At 62.8% G+C, this 22,820-nt stretch carries 24 protein-coding genes and 5 pseudogenes; 19 read left to right on the top strand and 10 right to left on the bottom strand.

The window, feature by feature from the left end; genetic code table 11:
- Window positions 1-23: 23 nt before the first annotated feature.
- The 3 genes from MTX36_RS04045 to MTX36_RS04035 all read right to left on the bottom strand — a co-directional run bounded on the left by MTX36_RS04045 (window position 24) and on the right by MTX36_RS04035 (window position 1,366).
- Window positions 24-227 carry a hypothetical protein gene (locus MTX36_RS04045; protein WP_243618461.1) on the bottom strand — a complete coding sequence of 68 codons (204 nt, stop codon included), beginning with the start codon at window positions 225-227 and terminating at the stop codon, window positions 24-26.
- Between the two features lie 205 nt (window positions 228-432).
- Window positions 433-660 carry a hypothetical protein gene (locus MTX36_RS30480; RefSeq protein ID WP_374230417.1) on the bottom strand — a complete coding sequence of 76 codons (228 nt, stop codon included), beginning with the start codon at window positions 658-660 and terminating at the stop codon, window positions 433-435.
- Window positions 661-1,000: 340 nt separating this feature from the next.
- The gene (locus tag MTX36_RS04035; protein WP_243618460.1) at window positions 1,001-1,366 is read right to left on the bottom strand and encodes a YtxH domain-containing protein; all 366 of its coding nucleotides are present in this window, start codon (window positions 1,364-1,366) and stop codon (window positions 1,001-1,003) included.
- Between the two features lie 519 nt (window positions 1,367-1,885).
- On the opposite strand from MTX36_RS04035, the gene MTX36_RS04030 reads away from it, so the two are divergent.
- Complete coding sequence (locus MTX36_RS04030; RefSeq protein ID WP_243618459.1) at window positions 1,886-3,157, top strand: IS110 family transposase; 1,272 nt, start codon at window positions 1,886-1,888, stop codon at window positions 3,155-3,157.
- Window positions 3,158-3,475: 318 nt separating this feature from the next.
- Here MTX36_RS04030 and MTX36_RS04025 read toward each other — a convergent pair.
- Window positions 3,476-3,892 (bottom strand): annotated as a pseudogene (locus tag MTX36_RS04025) (hypothetical protein).
- Between the two features lie 163 nt (window positions 3,893-4,055).
- On the opposite strand from MTX36_RS04025, the gene MTX36_RS04020 reads away from it, so the two are divergent.
- Window positions 4,056-5,072, top strand: a complete 1,017-nt coding sequence (locus tag MTX36_RS04020; protein ID WP_243618458.1) for an FUSC family protein — start codon at window positions 4,056-4,058, stop codon at window positions 5,070-5,072.
- A 143-nt stretch (window positions 5,073-5,215) separates the two neighbouring features.
- On the opposite strand, the pseudogene MTX36_RS04015 reads toward MTX36_RS04020, so the two are convergent.
- A pseudogene (locus MTX36_RS04015) lies at window positions 5,216-5,419 on the bottom strand (transposase); the annotation flags it as partial.
- A 177-nt stretch (window positions 5,420-5,596) separates the two neighbouring features.
- On the opposite strand from MTX36_RS04015, the gene MTX36_RS04010 reads away from it, so the two are divergent.
- The 4 genes and pseudogenes from MTX36_RS04010 to MTX36_RS04000 form a co-directional block, all read left to right on the top strand.
- Window positions 5,597-6,961: an FAD-dependent oxidoreductase gene (locus tag MTX36_RS04010; RefSeq protein ID WP_243618457.1), complete on the top strand. Its 1,365-nt coding sequence runs from the start codon at window positions 5,597-5,599 to the stop codon at window positions 6,959-6,961.
- Window positions 6,962-7,618: 657 nt separating this feature from the next.
- Entirely contained in the window at window positions 7,619-8,023 is a 405-nt protein-coding gene (locus MTX36_RS30175; protein WP_308198187.1) for a hypothetical protein, read from the top strand.
- A complete protein-coding gene (gene ltrA / locus MTX36_RS04005) occupies window positions 7,965-9,125 on the top strand; it encodes a group II intron reverse transcriptase/maturase (protein ID WP_308198186.1) in 1,161 nt (386 codons plus the stop codon). Before MTX36_RS30175 ends, ltrA begins: the two co-directional genes overlap by 59 nt.
- A 78-nt stretch (window positions 9,126-9,203) precedes the next feature.
- Window positions 9,204-9,498 (top strand): annotated as a pseudogene (locus MTX36_RS04000) (transposase); the annotation flags it as partial.
- Window positions 9,499-9,553: 55 nt separating this feature from the next.
- Here MTX36_RS04000 and MTX36_RS03995 read toward each other — a convergent pair.
- The 3 genes from MTX36_RS03995 to MTX36_RS03985 all read right to left on the bottom strand — a co-directional run bounded on the left by MTX36_RS03995 (window position 9,554) and on the right by MTX36_RS03985 (window position 11,869).
- Complete coding sequence (locus tag MTX36_RS03995) at window positions 9,554-10,417, bottom strand: DUF1206 domain-containing protein (protein WP_243618456.1); 864 nt, start codon at window positions 10,415-10,417, stop codon at window positions 9,554-9,556.
- The gene (locus MTX36_RS03990; RefSeq protein WP_243618455.1) at window positions 10,410-11,648 is read right to left on the bottom strand and encodes an acyl-CoA desaturase; all 1,239 of its coding nucleotides are present in this window, start codon (window positions 11,646-11,648) and stop codon (window positions 10,410-10,412) included. Before MTX36_RS03990 ends, MTX36_RS03995 begins: the two co-directional genes overlap by 8 nt.
- Window positions 11,649-11,713: 65 nt before the next feature.
- Window positions 11,714-11,869 (bottom strand): DUF6131 family protein, encoded by a 156-nt coding sequence (locus tag MTX36_RS03985; RefSeq protein ID WP_243618454.1) that lies wholly within the window; start codon window positions 11,867-11,869, stop codon window positions 11,714-11,716.
- 641 nt (window positions 11,870-12,510) lie between these two features.
- Between MTX36_RS03985 and MTX36_RS03980 the strand changes: the two are divergent.
- The 3 genes and pseudogenes from MTX36_RS03980 to MTX36_RS03970 all read left to right on the top strand — a co-directional run.
- Window positions 12,511-12,925: pseudogene (locus tag MTX36_RS03980) on the top strand (TetR/AcrR family transcriptional regulator C-terminal domain-containing protein); the annotation flags it as partial.
- A gap of 467 nt (window positions 12,926-13,392) precedes the next feature.
- On the top strand, window positions 13,393-13,566 hold the full coding sequence (locus MTX36_RS03975; protein ID WP_094275016.1) for a CsbD family protein: 174 nt from the start codon (window positions 13,393-13,395) through the stop codon (window positions 13,564-13,566).
- 364 nt (window positions 13,567-13,930) lie between these two features.
- A pseudogene (locus MTX36_RS03970) lies at window positions 13,931-14,389 on the top strand (hypothetical protein); the annotation flags it as partial.
- 505 nt (window positions 14,390-14,894) lie between these two features.
- On the opposite strand, the gene MTX36_RS03965 reads toward MTX36_RS03970, so the two are convergent.
- Window positions 14,895-16,097, bottom strand: a complete 1,203-nt coding sequence (locus MTX36_RS03965) for a glutamate--cysteine ligase (protein ID WP_243618452.1) — start codon at window positions 16,095-16,097, stop codon at window positions 14,895-14,897.
- 199 nt (window positions 16,098-16,296) lie between these two features.
- Here MTX36_RS03965 and MTX36_RS03960 point away from each other — a divergent pair, with 199 nt between their 5' ends.
- Window positions 16,297-16,602 (top strand): hypothetical protein, encoded by a 306-nt coding sequence (locus MTX36_RS03960; protein ID WP_243618451.1) that lies wholly within the window; start codon window positions 16,297-16,299, stop codon window positions 16,600-16,602.
- 148 nt (window positions 16,603-16,750) lie between these two features.
- Here MTX36_RS03960 and MTX36_RS03955 read toward each other — a convergent pair whose 3' ends face one another.
- On the bottom strand, window positions 16,751-17,080 hold the full coding sequence (locus MTX36_RS03955) for a hypothetical protein (protein ID WP_243618450.1): 330 nt from the start codon (window positions 17,078-17,080) through the stop codon (window positions 16,751-16,753).
- A gap of 271 nt (window positions 17,081-17,351) precedes the next feature.
- Here MTX36_RS03955 and MTX36_RS03950 point away from each other — a divergent pair, with 271 nt between their 5' ends.
- From MTX36_RS03950 to MTX36_RS03910, 9 genes are all read left to right on the top strand, one after another.
- Window positions 17,352-17,612 carry a hypothetical protein gene (locus tag MTX36_RS03950; RefSeq protein WP_243618449.1) on the top strand — a complete coding sequence of 87 codons (261 nt, stop codon included), beginning with the start codon at window positions 17,352-17,354 and terminating at the stop codon, window positions 17,610-17,612.
- Window positions 17,613-18,080: 468 nt separating this feature from the next.
- Window positions 18,081-18,767 (top strand): hypothetical protein, encoded by a 687-nt coding sequence (locus MTX36_RS03945; protein ID WP_243618448.1) that lies wholly within the window; start codon window positions 18,081-18,083, stop codon window positions 18,765-18,767.
- Between the two features lie 5 nt (window positions 18,768-18,772).
- The gene (locus MTX36_RS03940) at window positions 18,773-19,903 is read left to right on the top strand and encodes an SRPBCC family protein (RefSeq protein ID WP_243618447.1); all 1,131 of its coding nucleotides are present in this window, start codon (window positions 18,773-18,775) and stop codon (window positions 19,901-19,903) included.
- Window positions 19,900-20,310, top strand: coding sequence for a gas vesicle protein GvpJ (gene gvpJ, locus MTX36_RS03935; RefSeq protein WP_243618446.1), 411 nt, complete (start codon window positions 19,900-19,902; stop codon window positions 20,308-20,310). The genes MTX36_RS03940 and gvpJ overlap by 4 nt, the downstream gene beginning before the upstream one ends.
- A complete protein-coding gene (locus tag MTX36_RS03930; protein WP_243618445.1) occupies window positions 20,310-21,098 on the top strand; it encodes a GvpL/GvpF family gas vesicle protein in 789 nt (262 codons plus the stop codon). The genes gvpJ and MTX36_RS03930 overlap by 1 nt, the downstream gene beginning before the upstream one ends.
- A 3-nt stretch (window positions 21,099-21,101) precedes the next feature.
- Complete coding sequence (locus MTX36_RS03925; protein ID WP_243618444.1) at window positions 21,102-21,353, top strand: gas vesicle protein GvpG; 252 nt, start codon at window positions 21,102-21,104, stop codon at window positions 21,351-21,353.
- Between the two features lie 6 nt (window positions 21,354-21,359).
- Window positions 21,360-21,647: a gas vesicle protein gene (locus MTX36_RS03920; protein ID WP_243618443.1), complete on the top strand. Its 288-nt coding sequence runs from the start codon at window positions 21,360-21,362 to the stop codon at window positions 21,645-21,647.
- Window positions 21,644-22,051 (top strand): gas vesicle protein, encoded by a 408-nt coding sequence (locus MTX36_RS03915; protein WP_243618442.1) that lies wholly within the window; start codon window positions 21,644-21,646, stop codon window positions 22,049-22,051. Before MTX36_RS03920 ends, MTX36_RS03915 begins: the two co-directional genes overlap by 4 nt.
- Entirely contained in the window at window positions 22,038-22,817 is a 780-nt protein-coding gene (locus MTX36_RS03910) for a GvpL/GvpF family gas vesicle protein (RefSeq protein ID WP_243618441.1), read from the top strand. The genes MTX36_RS03915 and MTX36_RS03910 overlap by 14 nt, the downstream gene beginning before the upstream one ends.
- Window positions 22,818-22,820 lie beyond the last annotated feature (3 nt).

Below are 22,820 nucleotides of genomic sequence, written 5' to 3'. Positions count from 1 at the left end.
AGTGCGAGGGTGGTGGTGCAGTTTCACACCAAGCCAGCGAGGTCGCTCTTGGCAATGCCACTAATACCCGACTCTGCGATGCAGCGCTCGACTTCAGTCCGCCGCTCCGAGTTCGGGTCGGTACCGGTGGCACGAGCGGCCGAGGTGGCCGTCTCGGCGCCTACTTTCGCGGCCTTCGCTGTCAGCAGATCGACCACGTACGGCTCACCGTGCCTCGCTCGGATCACCCGACGTCGACACCTACGAGGGGGCGCTGGGCTTGTCCGAACGACTCGATGAGGGCGAGGTTGCGCGGTTGGTGGCGATGCACTCCAGGGTGAATTAGGCGCTGATCGGGATGGCCGGACTGCGCTGGAGCGCAATTGATTTGGACGCCGGACGCATCACGGTGGCCGCACGGACCAGGGTTCGCGTCACAGGCCGAACCATCGATCAGAGCAACGGTAAGATCGCCAACGCGCGGCGATCACTGAAACTGGCGGCCTCGGTACTGACCGTGGTGCGGGGTACGGAGGAACGACAGAAGATCGCATCTCTTCGCTCACCTTTGTCGCCCATTTGTTTGGCGTTGCCCTTGGACTGTTCCTTGCTTCCATCTGCTTCGAGGTGGGCGTTCCCGGTGGCCTTACCGAAATACTTGTGCTGGATTTTCTTTCCCATGCTCATGACCATGTCCTGTTCTCTGCGATCCCGGTGCGGCCGCCCCGAACTGCTTGGGAAGATTGTGCCGAAGCACTCAGCGGTGAGGCGAGTGACAAACTTGGTGAGCCTCGTCCGCGCGGAGGGACACTGCCCTTTGTTGCCGGACATCCGTCGCTCGACCAGTTCCGCATCGGGCGGCCTGGATAATTGCTAACGCCGAATACAATCCCTGGCTGCTCTTGATTGCTCGCGCCTCCAGCACCAGTCAAATCGCCCACGGGGCTGCTGTCGAGAACGTTTGACCGTCATCTACCCGCGGCCGACGAGCTTTCACCCGAGGATGATGATCGGGGCCTGATCACAACGAACTCTGCCCCTTGCTGGAATCGTCTGGTGGGGAAGGGATCTCGGGCGTTGGGCTTTCGACTGCAGGAGTTGTGGTTGCAGCTTCATGCAGGGACTCTCCGGCGGTGGGAATATTCGGGGCACTTGCGTCCGTGTTTTGGTGGACAGCCTTCTTGGCCAGGTCACTGACCTTCTGCTGTACTTGCGGAGCCTTCTCCTTCACCGTTTCCGTCGCTTCGCTCACTTTCTCCTGAACGGCGGGATTGTGCCAGAGATCGTGAGACTGCTGCCTCATCTTCTCGTAAGTTTGCCGCCCGGATCGGGTGCCCACGATAAAGCCCGCGGCGGCGCCCGCTATGAAGATCAACGCTTTCTGCATGACGTCTCCTGTTGTCGTGTGGCATGAGCGAGTTATCGCTGATTGCGCGTACGTCGACGAATACCCCTCAGCCTGAACGCTAACCGCGAGACAGAAACGAGTGATCGGTAACCGCGTTCCGGTTCGACGGCCGAACAGGGTGCCAGTGTTTCCTTTTGCGCGTGGTGGCAGTGAATTCCGGCGATGAACGCGGTGGTTTCTTCCTGGTCCGTGACGGATTGAGGGATTGCGTCCGAGTTCGTGTGCATCTCGCCCATTCGCATAGGCGCCCACCCTCTCTAATGGGATTAGTCGGGTGCTTGTGGAAGGCTCGACTACACAGCGGTCGGTGGATCAGCACTCACCCTCCCAGGCCCCTCATCGAGGCCTAATGACAGACCGTGCGCCCACCGACACGCCGGTGGCCAGACCGCTGATGGGATGCCGTGCCCGCTCCGGCGTGAGCACTTGATCATTAGAGTGCGGGGGTCTCCGGGAGCTGTGATCTTGCCTGACGGACCACGGAGGAGGACGAATGCGATGTTGTTCATCGGAGACGACTGGGCGCAGGACCACCACGACATAGAGATCGAAGACGAAACGGGGCACCGACTGGCGCGGGCACGTGTGCCGGAAGGTTTGGAGGGCATCACACGGCTACATACCCTGCTCGCCGAGCACGCCCCCACAACCTGGGTGGAACTGCCACCTGAACAGGTCGCCGAGCAGATCGTCGTCGGAATCGAGACCGACCGCGGCCCCTGGGTAACGGCGCTGCGAGCAGCCGGCTACCAGGTGTTCGCGATCAACCCACTCTCGTCCGCGCGCTACCGGCAACGCCACGCCACCTCCGGCGCCAAGAGCGATGCCGGTGATGCGCATGTGCTCGCCGAAATCGTCCGCCTCGACCGCGCCCATCACCGTCCGATCGCCGGGGACAGTGACGTGGCCGAGGCGGTGAAGCTGTTGGCACGCGCGCACCAAAGTGCGATCTGGGACCGAACCCGCCATGTGCTGCGGCTGAGTTCTGTTCTGCGCGAGTTCTTTCCCGCAGCCATCGACGCATTCGAGGACCTTGCCGCAGTGGATTCACTGCGGCTACTTGCCCGGGCACCGGATCCGGTGCTGGCCGCGAAACTGACCCGAAGCCAGCTCATTGCCGCATTGCGGACTGCCCGCCGCCACCATGCCGAGGCCAAAGCAAACACGCTACTGGCGGTACTCCGCGCGCCCGCGTTGCGGCAACCGGCGGCCCTTGAGTGTGCCTACGCACGCATCGTTCCCGGAGAGGTCAGGATCATCACCGCCCTCAACGAGCAGATCGCACAGTTCGAGACGGTGGTGGCCGAGCATTTTGGCCGTCACCCGGACGCTGATATTTATCTCAGCCAGCCGGGTTTCGGGGTGGTCCTGGCTTCTCGGGTCCTCGGCGAGTTCGGGGACGATTCCACAAGATTCGCAGACGCCCGGGCACGCAAGAACTACTCCGGGCAGAGTCCGATCACGCGGGCCTCGGGCAAGAGGACCGTTGTCCTTGCCCGTTACGCCACCAACCACCACCTCGGCGCCGCGCTGCACCTGCAGGCCTTCTCCGCGCTGCGCGCATCTCCCGGTGCCCGGGCCTACTACGACGCGCTACGCGGCAGAAGAATCGGCCACCACGCAGCGTTGCGTCAGCTTGCGAACAGGCTGGTGGGCATACTGCACGGCTGTCTCAAGACCGGCACACCGTACGACGAGGATATCGCGTGGCAGCATCACCGAACCGGAACCACCGCTACGGCTGGAACCACAACCACAGTGGCTGCTTGACCAAATTCAGCATGGGATGTCTGTCAGGAGTGCGGGGTGATTGAGGCACTGAAGTACCTGCGGCATAAGGACGCGGAGGCTTTGTGAGGAGACCCTCGCACAAGGATCGAGGCGCCGCCGCGCGGCGGCGTCTCGCCAGGGAGTTGGCGCCATGACGGTGTCGATACCGGCCAGTTGGACAACGGTGCCAATCTGATCGAAATGCTCGAAGTCAGTGCTCGGGGTCTCCCTACGCTCACTATTTCCACGTACCTCACTTTGGCAACTCTGAAAGACAGGGCCTTCCTTCCGACACGGCGAAAATCGCACGTAGCGCGGCTACGGCCGTGCCTCGTGCCCAGGGTGCCCGTGAGTTCGCCGAGCTTCCTTCATTTCGGATTCGAAGACATGACGGCGCCCACCACAAAGCTCGCTGCGCACGATCACTTCACACTCGCGAAACGCGGACTAAAAGTGGTCGTCGAAATCCTCGACTACCTGGAACGTCCATTGTCCGGGAAAGACGTTTCGGCCGACCAGTTCGGTCTCTACCTTCTCCGCGAGATCGTGACGGCCGGCTTCACGTGGCTTCTGGACCGCTTCGTCGAGCATCAGGTCGGCACGCCCGATCAATTGGTGAAAGTCGTACGGGCGTCCACGTGCACGTTCGACAGTCTCAAGGGCTTCGGAGAGCTTGCCTGCAGCGGCGACCTCTATGCGCTTACTCTGGGCAGTCGCGGCCGTGGTCACTGCGATCTACGACGCAACCGGCGTGGGGCGCGTGATCTGCCTGTTTACAGGGGACAAAGTTCGCTTTGGTTGAATCGATACCAGAAACTGTCAATCGAACAGTGAGGAGCAAGGAATTCTCGAGCACCCCCTGGTACAGCGATGTGAAAGCATAGGTCTCGTCGCGGCCGTGAAAGGCACGGTGGCCGTGGCTATCGCGTGGGTTATCGCAGACAGGGTATTTCACAGCCCTGAAGCGTTTCTGGCGCCGTACGCTGCGCTCTTCATCATCGGTAACACGGTGCGGAACTCGATGCAGGTGGCGGCACGTCAAGTGAGTGTGGTCGTCCTCGGCGTCATCGTGGCTGCGATCGCAGCGGTGATACTCCCGCCCGTCGCAGCTCTGGCTCTTGCAACAGCGGCAGGTTTACTCGTCGGCCGAATCCCGCTGCTGTCGCCTGACGGAGTGTGGGTTGCCGTCACCGCGGTGTTGGTCCTTCTGTACGGAACAGCGACGAACGCAAACCTCGTCATGCACCGTATAGGCGATGTAATCCTGGGTGTTGCCATCGGTATTGCGATAAACGCAGTATTGGTCCCGCCGGACCACCTGTCACACGCCAGAGACGTGCTCGTGATGCGCACCCACGAGGTGTCGGACGTCCTGGGGCATTTGGCCGAGGGCGTGAGATCAGGCGGCGGCAATAGGGATAATTGGCGGCAACGGGCATTGTCGGTGAACAGATCCGTGGCCGCCGAAACGGTCGTACTGCAGGGTGAAGACAGCCTCGTCGGCAACTTTCGGAAACGCAGCTGGTTGCGCATCGGGGGGCCGGAACTTTTCCGCCCGGTAGCCGAGGCGGTCGATCGGGCAATGCTGCACCTGATGGGCATGGTCCTTGCAGTCGAGGCCTGCATTCTCGACGAGGACGTGACGTCGAAAGATCCCCTCGCCCGTTTGCTCGAAGCGATGGCCGACGCATTCGGCGATGCCGGGAGAGGCCCAGTGGGCAATCCCAACGGAGACACCGTAGTCACGGCGTTACCTCAGGTTAAAGAACGGCTTTTGGAGTTCGAAGAACTCTTGGAGTGCGAGAAGATTACTTCGGTAGCCACGTCTTCGATCATTCTATCCAGTCGAGGATTGCTTGCAGAGCTTTCGGCGCTGGGCCGAAAGGGGCAGAAATCCGACGGTATGGACGACTGAGTTTCAGTACGCTCTGCGCTGTGCAGTTCGAGCATATGTGCGGATACACCGGGTTCGGCTCTCAAGCCCCGGAGTTCGACGATCCCGTTGTCTTCGGTGTGGCTTGGGTTTTGCGCCCACTGTTCTCGGCTTGTTCTCCCCAGGGAGGAGTGCTCGGTGGGTACCAAACCCAGATAAGCGCCGACGCTGCGACCCGTCAGCCTCTTCCAGTCGCCGATCTCCACCGCCAGAGCGAACGCGGTCAGCGCGCCGATCCCACGCAGGCATCCCAGCCGGTCCACCACCGCGGTGAACTCGCTGTCGGCGGCCATCACGGTGATGGCCTTTTCGAGCCGCTCGCGCCGCTCACCAACCTGACAGTGCCCGGTGAGCCCTTCAACCCGCGCCGCCGACCGGACTAGGAGTGTCTCTTCACGGGAGACGGTTGAATCGGCGGCACTGCTCGTCGTTCCGCGCACCGAATATCATCACCGATGAGCAGTGGACGTCGATCGATCCGTTGTTCCCCCGAGGAAGGAACCGTCGTGAGTCCGAACAACCCGCCCCCAAACTCCGCAACCATCTCCGTTTCGGGCTTCGGGCACCGCGGTGCCGATGCATCCGCGCAGCCCGCAGGCTCGGTTCTCGTGATCGGAGCCGGCATCGCGGGGCTCACCGCAGCGCGCGACCTGATCCGGGGCGGGCATGAGGTGACGGTGCTCGAAGCGCGCGACCGCGTGGGTGGTCGACTGTGGACCGATCGCACCTGGCAGGACATGCCCCTCGACTTGGGCGCCTCCTGGATTCACGGCGTCGAGGAAAACCCCGTCAGCGAGCTCCGCGACGAGTTCGGTCTGCCCACCGTGGTGCTCAACCAGAACATGATCACCGCCTACAGCGGCGGCCGCCAACTGGACCCGGCAGCGATGACCGCGTACGGCACCGACATCGAGGCGGTCATGACCGCGATGCAAGGGCTGTCCGCGCAACGAGGGTTCGCGAACACCTCCTTCGCCGCCGCAGTCGAATTGGTGCTGCCGCAGCTTGGGATGAGCGACATTCGCGCCAACCTCATTCGAAATACCGTCCGCCACTTCATCCAGGACTCTTTCGGTGCAGACGCCGACCAGGTTCCCCTGTGGGTAGGGCAGCACCACGACAGTCACAGCGGTGACGAGGTGGTCTTTCCTCGAGGCTACGACGAGATTGCGACCAGGCTCGCCGAGAACCTGGATGTGCGGTTGGGACACGTGGTCGATCGCATCGTTTACAGCGCCGCAGGTGTCCAGGTGCACACCACCGACCGCGGTGTCTTCGACGCCGATCATGTGATTGTCACGCTGCCACTGGGTGTGTTGAAGACCGATGCCGTCATTTTCGACCCGCCCTTGCCTGCTGAGAAGCAAGAGGCGATCGGCCGCCTCGGTATGGGTGTCTACAACAAGCTGTATCTGCGCTTCGACGCTCAGTTCTGGGACGATGCCGAGCTCATCGCCCAGTTCGGCTTGCCGGATGATCCGATGGCCGCTTGGTTTCCGCTACAAAGCGTCACGGGTGTGCCCGTGATCGCCGTGCTGCGCGGCGGGTCGGTCGCGCGCCGCATCGAATCCCTCGATGACACCGCCACCGTCGCTGAAGGGATGCGAGCTCTGCGTGTCATGTACGGCGAACGTGTGCCCGAACCTTCCGACTACCAGGTGACTCGCTGGTCGGCCGACCCCTACGCCCGCGGCTCCTACTCCTACCCGGGGCTCGAATCCACTCCCGACGACCGAGCGATCGTCGCGGCACCGATCGGCCACCGAGTCTTCTTTGCCGGTGAGGCCACACACGCCACCGAAGCGTCCACCGTTCACGGGGCGCTGCTCTCCGGTCGACGCGAGGCCGACCTCATCTTGAGGATCGGATGACCGGCGCACGTAGCGAGGAAGTCGTCGAGAACGTCTGGCCGGCGACTACGGTCCAGACATGCGTGATCCATTTGATTCGCAACGTGCGCCGTGAGGCGCCTGACTCACCGATCGGAGGTGGAAGACCTTCGACGCCGGGCCGCCGTAGCGGTTCGGTGAAGCTGGGGGCAGCCTGACTCGGGGAGCGCCGAGGAGGGTGGGAGCAGCCCCGACAAAGCCGGGACGTACTAGCACTGCCAGATGGTGCGGGCCCGGCAAGCGAGACGAGAGGGTGTACGCGAGGAATCAGCGTTTGACGCCTCGTTAACAAGAACCGGCTCGAATCTGGCGGATGTGGGTCGGGATGCGGTGCGCGTCATCATTGTTGCGGTGATGGCGCCCGTCTGCACCGAAGCCGTCGGTGTGGGCAGGTCGGGAGGAAAGTCTGCGGCGTACTCCCGTCGACCGCCGGGGTATAGCTGGGCACCGGACTCGTCGAGCGGTGACAGGTGAACACGGGAACCGTCTCGGTCCCACCACATTTCCCGCGCATCCAGTGCGGGCGGTCGGGTTGGGTCCGCTGTCGGCCGATCGGGCCGGGGCGGGGCGGAGTCGTCGTAGTAGTCGGAGGCCGGGAAAGCCGGTCACAGGGCGAAGGGCGGCAGCAAGTGAAGCAGAATGGGAGTTGTCATGCCGGAAGAGGCGCCGGTGAATATCGGTGCACTGCTGGAACGTCCATACACGGTGCGCCAGCGGGTACTGGGGATTCAGACCAAACTGCACAGTTGGGCGGCGGCCGATCCTGGTCGTTGTTTCGATGATCTGTTTAATCTCGTGGTGGACCCAGGGTTCCTCGTCATGGCGTGGACGCGGGTCCGGGAGAACAAGGGCGCCAAGACGGCTGGGATCGACGGGGCCACCGCGTGGTCGGTCGAGAACAGCGAGCGCGGCGTGGCCGGTTTCCTGACCGAAACTGCGGACCTCGTTGAAGGACCGCTTGTTTCGTCCGGTACCGGTGCGGACGGTGTCGATTCCCAAGGCGAACGGCGAACGTCGTCGCCTGGGCATCCCCACTCTTCGTGACCGCGTCGTGCAGGCGTCGTTGAAGCTGGTGTTGGAGCCGATTCTGGAGGCCGATTTCGACCCGTCCAGTTATGGGTTCCGCCCGGAACGTCGATGTCAGGACGCCATCGAGGAAATCCGGTTCTATGCCGCACGCGGCTACGAGCAGGTCTTCGAGGGCGATATCGCGGCATGTTTCGACGAAATTTCGCACCCGGCCCTGATGGACCGGTTGCGGCTTCGTGTGTCTGACCGACGAATCCTGCTGTTGGTCAAGGCGTTTCTGAAAGCGGGACTGTTGGACGAGCTGAACGAGGTCCGCGACACCACCACCGGCACTCCCCAGGGTGGGATTTTGTCCCCGCTGCTGGCCAACCTCGCTCTGTCGGTCCTCGATGAGCACTTCCGGGAGAGGTGGCGGGCCATGGGCAACCAGACCCAACGCTGGCGTGCCACCCGCCGAGGCGCCGCGACCTACCGAATCGTCCGCTATGCAGACGATTTCGTGGTCATGGTGTTCGGCACCCGGCAGCAAGCCGAGGATCTTTACGGCGAGATCGAGACCGTGCTTGCGGCGGTCGGGCTCCGTCTGGCGCCCGAAAAGACGCAAGTGGTCGGGATCGACGAGGGCTTCGATTTTCTCGGTTTCCGCATCCAGCGGCACCGACAGAGGGGAAGCGACCGGAAACTGATCTACACCTACCCGTCGAAGAAATCGATGAACACCATTCGGCGTAAGGTCACGACAGCGACCGGTAGACAGACCACCAGCTTGCCCGCAAAAGATATGTTCCGACTTTTGGGACAGATCACTCGCGGCTGGGCGTTCTATTTCCGGCACGGCGCGTCGGCCCGTGCGTTCGGCCTGCTCAACCACCACCTGTGGTGGCGGGTCTGGCGTTGGCTACGCAAGAAACATCCGAACCGGAAGGCGTACTGGATCATTCGCCACTATTACGGCTCCGGTCGATGGTGGCCGGAAGCGGGCGGGATCACGTTATTTCAACCCGCGACGGTGACAATCAAACGCTACCGATACCGCGGGGCGCGTATCCCCAACCCGTGGCTGATCCATGCCCAGAAGGCAGGACCGACAGCATTTGCGGAGAGCCCGGTGCGGTGAGAATCGCACGCCGGGTTCGGCGGGCGGCCCGAGGAAACGGACCGGGAGTAATCCCGATACCGCGTCTCGGGTCGACCCCACACCTTTCGGTTGTCGTCGCGTCGGCACTGGGGCGGGCTCAAGCACGATCTCAAGTCGATCTATACCGCCCCGACCGAGACGACCTCCTCGAGTAGCGTTCGACGACCTCGCTGAGCGTTGGGGTGAGAGGTACCGGGCGATCATCCGGCTGTGGACGAATGCCTGGCAGGATGGGGGGTCCCGCCCTGCACGTAGTGCTCGGGGGATCATTCCGTTCCTCGATTACGACACCGAGATACGGCGAGTGCTGTGCTCCACCAATGCGATTGAGTCCCTCAACGCTCTTCTTCGGTTAACATCTCCCGTAACACAAGCGATCGAGACATCACGAAGCCGATGGTGTGGCACTACATCTTGACGTATCGGGCCATCGCGAAGCAGTACAGACCGTAGGTGATGATCCCCAGGCCCGCCAAGACAAGGAGTGTCGCGCCGTACGGCTGGGCTAACAGTGTCTTGAAGGCGCCGTCGAGTCCGGTGGCTTTGCTCGGCGCTGATTGGGCGGCCGCGAGGATGAACAGTAAACCGATCGCCGCGATGGCCAGGCCCTTCGCGATGTAACCCACAATGCCCAGTCGTCGTACTAGGTCGCTGGGTTCACCCTTGAGGTCCTTGACGAAGTTCCGGCTGGCTCCCTTGTAGACGTGGTAACCGCCGACCGCGATGACGATCAGGCCGACGACGATCAGCGCGACGGTTCCCGCGGTACTTTGCATGAGGCGGGCGCTCAGGCCCGAACTCTGGGCGCCACTGGATTTTCCGCTGCCCCGGGCGAACCCGAACGCGGTGAATGCGAAGGCGAAGTAGACCACACTCAAAGCAAAGGCCTTGATGCGGTTGATCACTTCGGATGGTGCGCTGTCGGACCCCGGTTCAGACGACTTTCCGAGCGCAGCTTCGGCGAGGCGCCACAGTGCCATCACCAGGAATGCGACAACACCTACCCACAGTGCGATCTTTCCGCCAGGCTTGCTGGCTAGTTCCGCCATCGCGCCGGATTGGTCGGTGGCACCAGCAGCGCCGCCCAGGGCAACCCGGATGGCGATGTAGCCGATGATCAGGTGGACGATTCCGCTGGTGACGAAGCCTGCTCGGGCGAATCTTTCGAAGATACTGTTCTGGGCTATCCGGCCCGCCGCCGAGGTCAAGTTGTCGTATGACGCTGAGTGATCACCGTCCGACGATGTCGTAGACGAGTTGGGTTCAGCCATCGCGTTCGCTCCGTGTCGGTCGATGAATGCCGTGAGGTGTGACGGGCGGGGTCCGCTGCGCGGTCCGGAGTGCGATTCGCGCGGCCCCGGCAGGCTGGTCGCCGGCTGGGCGGAACTTGAGTTCGGAGGCGGTCTCCGGTGCATCGTCCGCGGACGCGGTGAGAAACCAGTCCGGCAATGCCAGTTTGTGGACGGTGCGGAGAACCAGAAGGTATTGCCACGCAAGGGAACCTGTGGTGTAGGGCACGTCGAACTTCTCGCACAAGGCACGTATCTTCGTCGAGATCTCCGCATAGCGATTGCTGGGAAGGTCGGGAAACAGGTGGTGTTCGATCTGATAGCAGAGGTTGCCGCTCATGAACGCCATCACTTTTCCGGCCCTGAAGTTGGCTGTGCCGAGCATCTGGCGCAGATACCATTCCGCTCGGCTCTCATGCTCGAGTTCCGCCAGAGTGAACTTCTCGGCACCGTCGGGAAAGTGCCCGCAGAAGATCACGATGTACGCCCACAGGTTCCGCAGCAGGTTGGCCGTGATGTTCGCTTTCAGGGTCCGTCGCCACCGCCGCCCGCTGAGGATCGGGAAGAACAGGTAGTCCTTTCCCGCCTGGCGGGCGATCTTCCCGAGCAGTGCCCGCGTGTGGGCGGATTTCTCGGTGTCGGTGCCTGCGCGGGCGTGTTCGGAGTACAGGCCGTGCAGGGCGATGCCCCATTCGAACGTGGCCGCCAGCAACACGTTCCGTAGGGGTTGGAGCAGATGATTCGGCCGCCACGGCTGGTCGCGGGTGATGCGGATGACGCCGAAGCCGAGGTCCTCGTCGATACCGACGACGTTGTTGAACATGTGGTGGCGATAGTTGTGGGAGTAGCGCCACTGCGACGACAGGCCCGCCATGTCCCACTCCCAGGTACTGGAGTGGATTTCGGGGTCGTTCATCCAGTCCCACTGACCGTGGGACACGTTGTGCCCGATCTCCATGTTCTCGATGCTCTTCGCCGCGGCCAGAGCTGTCGTTCCCAGTGACCAGCCGGTCGTTGTGCGGCTGCCGACTATCAGCAGCCGAGCGGCGGTGTCCAGCATCCGCTGGAATGCGATGGTGCGGCGGATGTAGGCTGCGTCCGCCGCGCCGAGCGAATCGGTGACCTCGCGGCGGATACTGTCGAGTTCGCGGCTCAACTCCTCCACATCTCTACTGCTGAGATGCGCGTATTCCTTGATGTCGGAGATTGCCATGAGGGTTCACCAGTTGTCCGAGACCGAGAACCCGTGGGCTCTGTGGCGTGGGGACGGGACGGCGGTCAGTAGTAGTGGCGTCGGCCACCGACTGCATGGCCCGCCGAGCCCGCGACCATCAGCACGATACCGATGACGAGCAGGATGACCCCGAGATACAGCAGCACGGGGATCGAGAGTAGCCATCCGGCGACAGCGAGAATAATTCCGAGGATGATCATGACGAATTCCTAGTTGGTGAATCGACAGAGCCTGAAGTGGAGTGGGTCCCCGGCATCGCGACTACCCGATCAGGTGGACCCGGGGTTGTCGGGTCAGTGCTTGAAGGCGTCTTTGGCTTTGACGCCCGACTGTTTGAGGTTGCCTTCGGTCCGTAGATGGGTGTTGCCGGTAACCCTGCCGACCACTTCCTTGACCGACCCCCTTTGCGGCTTCGGCCTTGTGGGCGATCTTTGCCGATGCTCATGGCGATGTTTCTGCTTCCTCTGATGTTCGACCGACGGGGATGCGTCGGACACTCCGAGGGGCTAGCGGCCGGACTGTGCCGGTGGTCGTTCGGGTGAGGCACCAAGGCCCTGCCAGAGCACGCGTGCCAGTCCCAAGACGATGATCATGGCGGCCTACCGTCGGCACACTGTCGTACCTAGTCAACGCCGCATTCGATGGCGCGTCAACAGTGTAGTTCTCTGCTTGAGGCCTACAGTGTGAGAAAGGGATTGAGGGTTGTGATGTCGAAAGATCCTGCCCGTCGCTCGACACGTCGCGGTGTCGGTCAAGCTGACGGCGGCCCGATCACCCGGCAACGGATCCTCGAGGTCGCGCTCGAGAGCATCGATCGCGACGGCATCGATGCGCTGTCCATGCGCTCGACCATCCTCAGGTGGTGCCGCTGCTCGTCACCCGACCGCTCTCGACGCCCCTCGGGCTTCGGCCGCTGGGAACGCTACGCCCTTGAAGCCATCCTTGCGCTGCTCATTCGGGCCGGCTTCAGTGACGCCGAGGCGCTGCACGTCTACCAGGCATTGTTCGGCTTCCTGCATGGGCACGTTCTTAATGAGCTGCAGAAACTCGTCGAACGGCCCGAGGAGACCGACGACCTGCTGCGCCTGGGGTTGCACCGCCTTCCGATCGGCGACTTTCCCCTTCTGCGTGGCCTTGCGTCCGTGCCGGCCGCGTACGACGGCGAAGTCGAACTCGAACGTGGTCTCGACATCCTGTTTGCGGGCGTGGCGGCAACTCTGACCGATTCCTGCCGTCAAGTACCTGCGGTCGTCTAAACCTGTCGATCGTGTTGTAGGTCTACACCATTGGCGTAGGTCGACCTGCGGAGTTAACTGAAGATCTACACATCAGTCAGCGGGTGGCGATGCAGATCCCGATCGTCTTTCGACACTCGGCTGGAATCGGCATATTCGCAGCCGGAGCTGTCGAAAACGCGATCGGGAACTCGGTCTCTGGGACGATCAATTGCATATCCGTTGGCAAGTCGGCGCGAAGCGGTGGCGCGGCAGCCATGGACAGACACGATTGCCTCGATCGGTCATCCTCCACCTGAATTTTCGGGTGGTCGTGGTGCTTTTGCTCGAACCTCCCGCGAGCAGCGACAACGGATCCCGTCGAGAGCGGTTGGACATCACCGGGACGGGTATACAGCTCACTGTCCGCGTGGTGATGTCGCCTCACGGGGCGTATTGCACAGGGTGGTCGACCGTTCGACCAGTACGCAAAGGAGAAGGAGAAGCCCATGGGTGCCGTCGACAAGGCGAAGAACAAGGCCGAAGAGTTGGCCGGCAAGGCCAAAGAGAAGGTCGGGCAGGCGACCGGAGACAAGGACACCGAAGCCGAAGGAAACAAGGATCAGGCCAAGAGCAACCTGAAGCAGGCTGGCGAGAAGGTCAAGGACACCTTCAAGGACTGATTCCCGTCGACGACCTTTGTCGTCTCGTCGACGAACACGGCCAGGCGGGAACACGGTGCCGAACTGGCGTCCCTACCAGGGGCCCGCGTCAAGTGTTCTAGCCCATGCGGGCATCGAACCCAGCACGCTGGTGTCAAGCCGAAAACCGGACGATCTACGTGCTTTCTGTGCTCGTTTGGTCGTGGTATTGGCCGAGCAGAATGTGACGACGTAGCACTTGTTTTCGGGAAGGAGTGGACTTATGGCCAGTCATGACATGTCTCGTCCCGATCCGGAGAACGCGCACTCGGTGGATCCAATCTCATCGGATGACTACTCTTCACCGACGACCGCGGAGAAAGCCGCCGGTACGACGCCCGGCCGGATGTGGGTACCCCGTAGTCGCGGCGCAATCTCCGGGATTCTGCTGATTCTGCTGGGACTGTGGGGTGCGTTGATTCCGTTTGTCGGCCCGTACTTTTCGTTTTCCTTCGTACCGGACGAAGCCTGGGTCTGGACATCGGGCCGAGGCTGGCTCGAGGTGCTACCCGGCGCTGTGACGGTGGCCGGTGGAGCTCTGCTTCTACTGAGTGCACATCGTGCGGTCGCCAGCCTCGGTGCATGGCTGGCCGTTCTCGGTGGTGCCTGGTTCATCGTCGGTCCGGTTCTGGCACCGGTCCTGCACACCGGCGACCCGGGTAGTCCTACAGCGACCAGACCGGCGAGCGTGGCTTTGCAGCAGTTGGCGTTCTTCGAGGGCCTCGGCGCTGCAATCTTGTTCCTCGGTGCTATGGCCGTCGGGCGTCTGTCTCTTCGCAGTTATCGAGACGTGCAGAGGGCACAGACGTACCCCGCGACGTAGACCCGCCCCACCTCGAATATCCGGAGTATCAGAACACGGAATGGCGCTCGGACCCGCACTCTTGTGGGACCGCGGGGTGGCAGACCGGGCGATGGGCAACCGAATGGCGCTCAGGACCAAGCGTGGACGTGACTTGGCACTAGCGGCACGACCGCCGAATCGTCGCCGAGATTGCGGTGTTGTTTTGTCCCGTGTGGGTGCTCATCGCTCATATGATTCGATCCGCCCCTTTCTAGGTGGGTTTCGTCATGCACTAGGTCTATGCATGCTTGAGCGTGGGCATCTATCGCTTGCGGCAGACGTCTCCTCGGGGCAGGGGTTTGCCGTGTACGGCCAGCCGTTCCGGCTTTCACTCGTCGGAGGTGGGCCCGAAACTGCGCATCATGCCGGTTCGATGCGTACGGCTCATCCATGTGTCTTCTTGCGGTGGGTATACGCCTGGAAGACGAAGCAGCATCGGCACTCCTCGAGATCGCGCGGACTTACATCAGTGTCTGGCCGAAGTGATGCCAGGTGGACTCTTGCGTGAGCGAGGGCGCCAATTCCGGATCGGATCGGCTTGCGGATCGCACCCTTCGAATGTGCGCCGCGCGGATTCGTCGATCACGTCGGCAACCTTGCCGCGACAGGCAAGCGTGCGGCGTTGAACGATCGCCCCGTTGCCGTGGTCGAGCACGGAAGCCAGCGACGTAGTGACCTGCTCGAGTTCGCCGAGTTCTGCGAGTGTCGATGCGGTGTGAGCCAGAAGCTGGCGGATCAAGTGGCGAGCGGGCACCAGACGCTTCCTGTTCACGTCCAGCCCGCGTCCGGAGAGTCCGTCGCGGGCAGCTCGCCAGCACGCCGCATGGAGTAATTCTTGGTCGACGATCGGCGCGGACTCGCCTCGGCTGATTGCCTTCATCGCGGTGGTGACCAAGGCGTGTACCAGCGTGGCAAATGTCATCGTCTCTTCGACAGTGGCCGGCACGTCACTGATCCGGATCTCGATGGTGGGGAGGTGATCCGATATGCGCACGTACCAATAGACCATGTGCGGATCGAGGATGACTGCAGTCTCGAGCATCGTCGCGACGGCGGCGTCGTAGTCGTTGGCGGACTCGAAGTACGGAGGTGGCCCGGAGCTGGGCCACCGTCCGAACAGGATGTGACGCCAACTGGCGTAGCCGGTATCGACACCGGCACTGATCGGCGAGTTCGCAGTCAAAGCCAGCAGTGTCGGCAACCACGGCCGTAGATGGTTGATGACCTGCACCGCTCGTTCGCGGTCTTCCACGCCGACGTGCACGTGGCAGCCGCACATCACACCGGTGGTGAGGGCGCCGAATTGTTCAGCCATCTGCTGATATCTCGGTGTGGTGGTGATCGAGTCCGGGGGTGGATCGTAGAACGGCGTTCCCACCGCGAGTAATTGACATCCGGTGCGTGCAGCAGCGTCGGCGGTGACCGCACGCGATTCGCACAGTTGATCGCGAAGGTCGCGGATGTGGGTGCCGATGGATGTGGACGTTTCGATCTGGCAGCGGGAGAGCTCGAGTTGGACGGTGAGGCCGAGTGCATCGGCCGCGGCGGCAACGTCGGTGTTGCGTAGGCTCGGTCGTCCGGTGTGCGGATCGCAGAGGTGAAACTCCTCCTCCACACCGAGTGTGGGTGTCTCTGCGGAGTTTTGGTGAGGAGCAGCCTTGTCCACCATGGGATTTCCTCCAGTTCGAGCCCCCGGATTCTCAGCATACGACCTTGCTGGGTCTCTCGTCCTTTTCCGCTAGGTTGCACACTGTGTTCTCGAAATTCTGGCTGCGGCGCACCTCGCCCAGTTTTCGTCGGTGCATCGCTCGGGTAATTGCGAAATGGGCCGACGATGGCTGCGAAGCATGCGTCGTCATGATTTCAGGATGGAGAGGGTGGTGACCGATGAGAACGGGGGCATTCCCGTGGACGATGAACGCACGATTCGGTCGCATGCCGGTGAAGCGATCACCGACGGTCGCAACCTTCCCGGATATCTACTGATCGGACTTGGGTTGGTGGCGCTCGGATTGGCCTTGGTAGCAGCAGGTTACGGATTTCGGGGCTGGGCGTTGATCGCTGGGGTCGTATGTGTGGTGTCCTTCGTAGTTGGAGTGCTCGTCATTATGAGGGAACACCGTCGTGTCAAGGAACTCGAAGGTCAAGCGCTCTTCGATCAGGAAGGTCATTGAGAAGGACGACCACGACGTTCAGGTGAAACGGGAAGTCTTCCGCTCTGGTTTGAAGATTTCCCGGTGGGTAGATTGGATGTATGTGTGCACGAGGGAGAATGGGCGGGAGGACCACACCGGCCGGGCCGGAGCGTGGACGTGCTTTCTCCTACGGCAGGACCACGGACAGTGACAACCTCGCGGCGGTAAGCGACTCGTCCGGTGCGGCGGCTCGGTCATCGAAGACAGCGAAAAGGTCAACCGCCGCTTCCGTCGGGGCTTCGGGGCGGCTGCCACGCAGGCGACCGCTACCGCCCAGGCCACCGGCTGCCCCGAAATCATCCCCAACCTCGTCCCGTGGCAGCATTTCAGGCGGGAAGAATTCGGCGCCTCGACCGTCACGAGCCGATGCCGCCGCCGAACCCGCGTTGGGCAGGCCCCGCCGGCGGCGCCCCGACCGTGCCGCATCCCCAGGACGTGCGCGGTCATCCGAAGTCACTGTGAAGCCAGTGGCTCGGACGTCTGTCCGAGGTAAGTCCCAACCGTCCGCACTCCGCCGATCCACCGAGCAGAATCGCACGCGTCGACCAGACCAGCCTCCACAGGAGATCACAGGCGAGCAGCCTTCGGAGGCTCCTCGCGGCCGAGTGGCGCGGTCGGTTGAGGCGATCATCGAGTGGTTGAAAACCTACGTTCGCCGACAGCTGGACGCGGTGCGAGACCGCGGTGAGACGGTGACGAGGAAAATTCAACAGAAAATCCGGGATGGGATGGATACGCTCGTCGACGGTGTCGCACGCAGCCCGGGGATGAAAGCCGGCCTCGCAGGCATTCGGGCGATCCTGACGGGCAAGAATCCTGCGTGGGCCGCGATCAAAGCGCTGGTGACCGGACTGAGCGGAAAGACCAAGATCGCCCTCGCACTGCTCCTGATCCTCGGACTCCTACTCGGTCCGGTACTACTCGTGGTTCTTCTACTGGCACTCGTCGTCGCGGCTGTAGTCGCAGCAGTGCGGTCCGGTGCCGAGTGACATGACGACCAGTGAGAGTTGTTGAGCAGCAACACTTTGTCGTAAAAATACCTAGATGCTCGGCGCGGTCGACAACGGAAGCGCCGAGCAAGAAAATCGACATGTTTGGGCCTTCCACACCAATGCGCTACCCCGGCGTTGTGTCGGGGTGAGCAAATGAATCCGTCACCGTCTCCGGGACACAACAAGTCACAATTGTCGTGGTTGGGAGATCACAGCAGCCAACTGGCGGATCGCCGCCGGCCAGGCTTTTCGGGCAGGTAACGACTGCGCACCGTCGCCGCGCGGGAGTTGGCCGAATCGAGGGGTCGGCTGCTGGTTGAGTGTGCTGTGAGTGGGTAGTCGAAAATGGCGCCTCCCTTACCGCGCACGGTTTTGCGAACACATTCCCGAGCATGGACCTGCGACACAATGCCGCGACGTTGGCACGAGACGCGCCTGTGACTACTCGGCAAAAGGGGTTCGACGATGAAAACCAAAGGTCAGGTGGCGTTGGCCGTCGGCGCGGGATACGTGCTGGGCCGCACACGCAGAATGAAGATGGCGCTGATGCTCGCCGGTGCGGGGGCGACCGGACGCTTCCCCGGGGGGCCGCGTAACTTACTCGAACGCGGCACCAAGATGCTCGCGGGTTCCCCCGAGTTCGCCAAGTTCAGCGACTCGGTTCGGGAAGAGCTCGTCAGCGCGGCGAAGGCCGCAGCGGTTACCGCCGCAAGTCGGCGCATTGATTCGCTCAACAACCGACTCCTCTCAGGCGGTGGAGCAGTCGTCGACACCGTGGACGGCACCGTGGACGGGATCGGCGACACGGTAGGCAAGCTGAGCAAGGTCGGAAAACTCGGTGCTAAGCGCCGCGGTCGGTCTCAGAACGACGAGTACGACGAATCCGAAGTCGACGAAGAGCCGGACGAGCCGGACGACGGCGAGGAAGACGAGTACGAGGAGCCCGACGAGGAAGAAGCCGCTGACGAGGAACCGGCGCCACGTAAGCGGCCCGCTGCGCGCCGGCGGACACCGGGCAACAGCTCGGGGGCGACCAGCAGGTCGCGGCCCGCGAAATCTGACGAGGATGACGAAGAAGCTCCGTCGCGCGGTCGCCGGACACGGGCCAAGGCGACGACTGATTCTGCGCCCGTCCGGCGAGGAGGACGGTGATAGCGATGACGAACGCCGCGAACAAGCAAGGAGAATCCATATCGGGCGACGGGCAGGGATCGTCGGGTGTGTTGCAGGGTGCAGTGCAGAGGCTGGTCGGCACGGTGGCCGACAAGGCACTCTCGTCGGTCTCGGACAAGGTGCAGAACGCATCGGGCAGGCTCGCCGACTACGCCGAGGGCGGCGGTGGAGGACTGATTTCGGCTGTTACCGGTTCCGAGAAAAAGTCCGAGAAGCAGACAGAGGGTGAGTCACCGATCAAATCTGCGGTGAGCGGAGGCTGGGAGGGTGCCAAGCAGATGGTCAAGGACAAGGCTTCCGACGTCAAGGAGGCTGTCACCGGTGGTGGGAGCAAGGGCGGCGGCAAGGGCAAGAAGCTCAAGTTGACCAATATCGTCGAATCAATCGATGTGGGCGCCCCGGTCCAGTTGGTCTACAACCAATGGACTCAGTTCGCCGATTTTCCTTCCTTCATGAAGAAGGTCGAGCGGGTCGAGCAGGAATCGGAGGAGAAACTCGAGTGGAAGGCGCAGGTCTTTCTGTCGCACCGAACCTGGGAATCGTCGATCATCGAGCAGGTTCCCGATGAGCGGATCGTGTGGAGCTCGAAGGGTGCCAAAGGTTTTATCGACGGCGCGGTGACGTTCCACGAGGTGACTCCCGATCTCACTCGAATCATTTTGATACTCGAGTATCACCCGAAGGGCCTTTTCGAGAAGACGGGAAACCTGTGGCGTGCTCCGGGGCGACGAGTTCGTCTGGAGTTGAAGCACTTTGGACGCCATCTCATGACGCAGGCTGTTCTCCATCCCGACGAGGTGGAGGGCTGGCGTGGGGAGATCCGGGACGGCGAGGTGGTCGAACCCGAGGAGGCCGACGAACTCGAAGAGGCCGATGAACTCGAAGAGGCCGACGAGGCCGACGAGGCCGACGAGGAGTCGGAGGAAACCGCGGAGGACGAGGCTGGGCCGGCCGATGATGACGATGATGACGAGGGGGAGGCCCCGTCGCCGCCGAAACGCCGCGGACCTCCGCGTAAGACCGCAGCCGCCGATGAGAACTCGGCACCCCCGAAACGGCGTGGCCGATCGAGTAAGAGTGCGGCCGCCAGCTCCAGACAGGGCGCAAAGCGATGACGGCGATACAACCGGCGGGCGGAGGCGGCGGAGTCAGTGGCGGCCCCAGTTCCAGTAGCCTCGCCGACGTCATCGACACCATCCTCGACAAGGGCCTGGTAATCGACGCCTATGTACGCGTCTCCCTGGTCGGCATCGAACTGTTGACCATCGACGCACGCGTCGTCGTCGCCAGCGTCGACACCTACCTGCGTTTTGCGGAGGCCGCGAACCGACTCGAGGTCGGCAGTGGTGAGCCGCAGGGTCTGACGGATCTGGTCGGATCTGTCACCGAGGGCGGCGCCAAATCGAAAACCAAGGGCGCGCTCGAGGCCGCTGGTGAGAAACTCGGCGACATTCTCGGAGGAGGGCAGGAAGATCCTGAGCGCGAACGGGTTTCGCGAAAGTCCACTCGAGGGGACCAATGATGTCTACGTCAGACCAGAGCACCGATTCACCCGAGGAACCGCGCACCAGCGGTGTCTACGTGTACGGCATCGTGCCCGCGGACATGGAAGCCGAAGAGGATGCGGTCGGCGTGTGTGACGGCCCGGTCACCATCGTCAAGCACGGCGGCATCGCAGCACTCGTGAGCGAAATCTCGGTGGAAAGACCGCTCGGGAAACCCGAGGACCTGCAAGCCCATGCATACCTACTGGACGGCACATCTCGTGTGGCACCCGTACTCCCACTTCGTTTCGGTGCGGTCATGACCGATGAAGAGTCTGTCGAGAAGGAATTGCTCGCAGCACACGCCGACGAGTTCGCCGCGGCGCTGCAGGAACTCGAAGGTCGAGCCCAATACGTCGTCAAGGGACGGTACGTCGAGCAGGCAATCCTTCGTGAAGTGATCGACGAGAGCGAACAAGCCGCCCAATTGCTCGGCGCGATCCGCGATCAGCCCGAGGAAAGTACCCGCGATGCCCGGATGGCGCTCGGCGAGATCGTAAGCAACGCCATCGTCGCCAAGCGGGACGCCGACACCCGCAAGGTGCTCGAGGCACTCGACTCGCTGTCCGATTCGGTCAACGTACGGGAACCGACTCACGAGGAAGAGGCCGCGCAAGTGGCCGTTCTCGTCGAGGTGGCCCGGCAGGAAGAACTCGAGAAGGCGGTGGGGGAACTGGCCGAGCAGTGGGACGGCCGGGTCGACATGCGCCTGCTCGGACCTCTCGCCGCCTACGACTTCGTGGTGACCCAGAAGCCGGAGGGCTGACCGATGGGTCTGCTGTCGTTCATCGCCACCTTGCCACTCGCTCCCGTTCGTGGGGTGATATCGCTGGCCGAGTTGATTCAGCGACAGGTCGAAGACGAACTCCACAATCCCGCGAGTGCGCGCCGCGCTCTCGAGGAGTTGGAGGACGCCCGCGCGACGGGCGAGATCTCCGCCGAAGAGGAAGAGCAGGCTCAGCAGGCGATCCTCGACCGAATGACCGGGACGGGGCAGACCACCACTCCGGAGAAGGAGTGATCGGTGATGGCAGAACAGGAGCCACCGTTGCCGGCACCCGAGATCGCCGAGATAGCAACGCGTGACATCGCACAGTTGACCGGCAAGAAACCGTTGGGCGCGACGTCGGTCATGCCGACCGACGACGGCTGGACGGTGGAGGTGGAGGTAGTCGAGGATCGGCGAATCCCGTCGTCGACAGACATGCTCGCACTGTACGAGGTGGTGTTGGATCTGGATGGAGAACTGTTGTCCTACCGCAGAACTCGCCGCTACGTACGGGGTGTCGGTGACAGTGGGAGCGGGCTGTCATGACCATCGCCGGTGGCGGTGCGAGCAACCTTCCGCAGAGCTCGGGCGGCGGACTGGGTGGCGGGCACCAGTCGACGAACCTCGGCGAGATCCTCGAGCGGGTGCTCGACAAGGGACTCGTGATCGCCGGGGACATCCAAGTCAACCTGCTCGACATCGAACTGCTGACCATCAAGGTGCGACTGGTGATCGCCTCGCTGGAGACCGCGAAGGAGGTGGGCATCGATTGGTGGGAGCATGACCCTTGGCTGACCGGCAGGAACAGTGACGTCGAACTCGAGAATCGGAAGCTGCGGGAGCGGATCGCCGAACTCGAGTCCGACAGGTCGGTGCATTCTGCCATCGAGGCCGCCGAAACGATCGAGGTGGAGGCGAAGCGGCAGGAGCCTGGCGATGACCGCGGATGACGGTGTCTGGCTTTACGGCATCACGACCGACAGCATCGGCGACGCACAACTCGCCGGGGTCTCTGGGGTGGCCGGGGAGCCGGTCCGGGCCGTGGCGTCGGCGGGTCTCGTCGCGGTGGTGGGGACGGTGAGCCTGAGCGAATTCGGGCAGGCACCGCTGCAGCACAACCTCGAGGACCTCGACTGGCTGGCCACGACCGCGAGGGCACACGACGCTGTGGTGGCCGCCATGGTGCGCTGCGGTCCCACCGTTCCACTGCGATTGGCCACTGTCTACCTCGACGACGACCGGGTTCGTCTACTCCTCGACGAACGACGGGAGGAGTTCAGGGCAACGTTGCGGAGGGTGACCGGACGGAGCGAGTGGGGCGTGAAAGCGTACGCAGACTCGAAGACCTTGGCTCAGAACGCGAAAGCGGAACCTTCCCCGACCGGTGCGGGGGGAAAGGGGACCGCGTATCTACTGCGCCGTCGTGCGGAGTTGAGCGCGCAGCAAGACGTCGAACGCAGGGCGGCGAGCCATGCGGAGGAGATTCACTCGGCGCTCTTGGGGAATGCTGTCGGCGGGCGCCGGCGACAGGTCACCGATCCGGTGCTCACTGGCAAGCGTGCCTGGATGATCTTCAACGGCACCTACCTGGTGGACTCCGAGCGGGTCGACGACTTCGCCGCGCTCGTCGCGGCCCTCGACGACGAGCGCCCAGGCGTCGCACTGGAACTGACCGGACCGTGGCCGCCGTACTCCTTCGCCGGGATCGACGAGTGAGCC

The sequence above is a fragment of the Rhodococcus sp. ARC_M6 genome (assembly GCF_022810305.1).
GTDB lineage: Bacteria > Actinomycetota > Actinomycetes > Mycobacteriales > Mycobacteriaceae > Rhodococcus_F.
The sequence above is the reverse complement of the archived record's forward strand: the minus strand, read 5'-3'. Positions and strand labels throughout refer to the sequence as shown.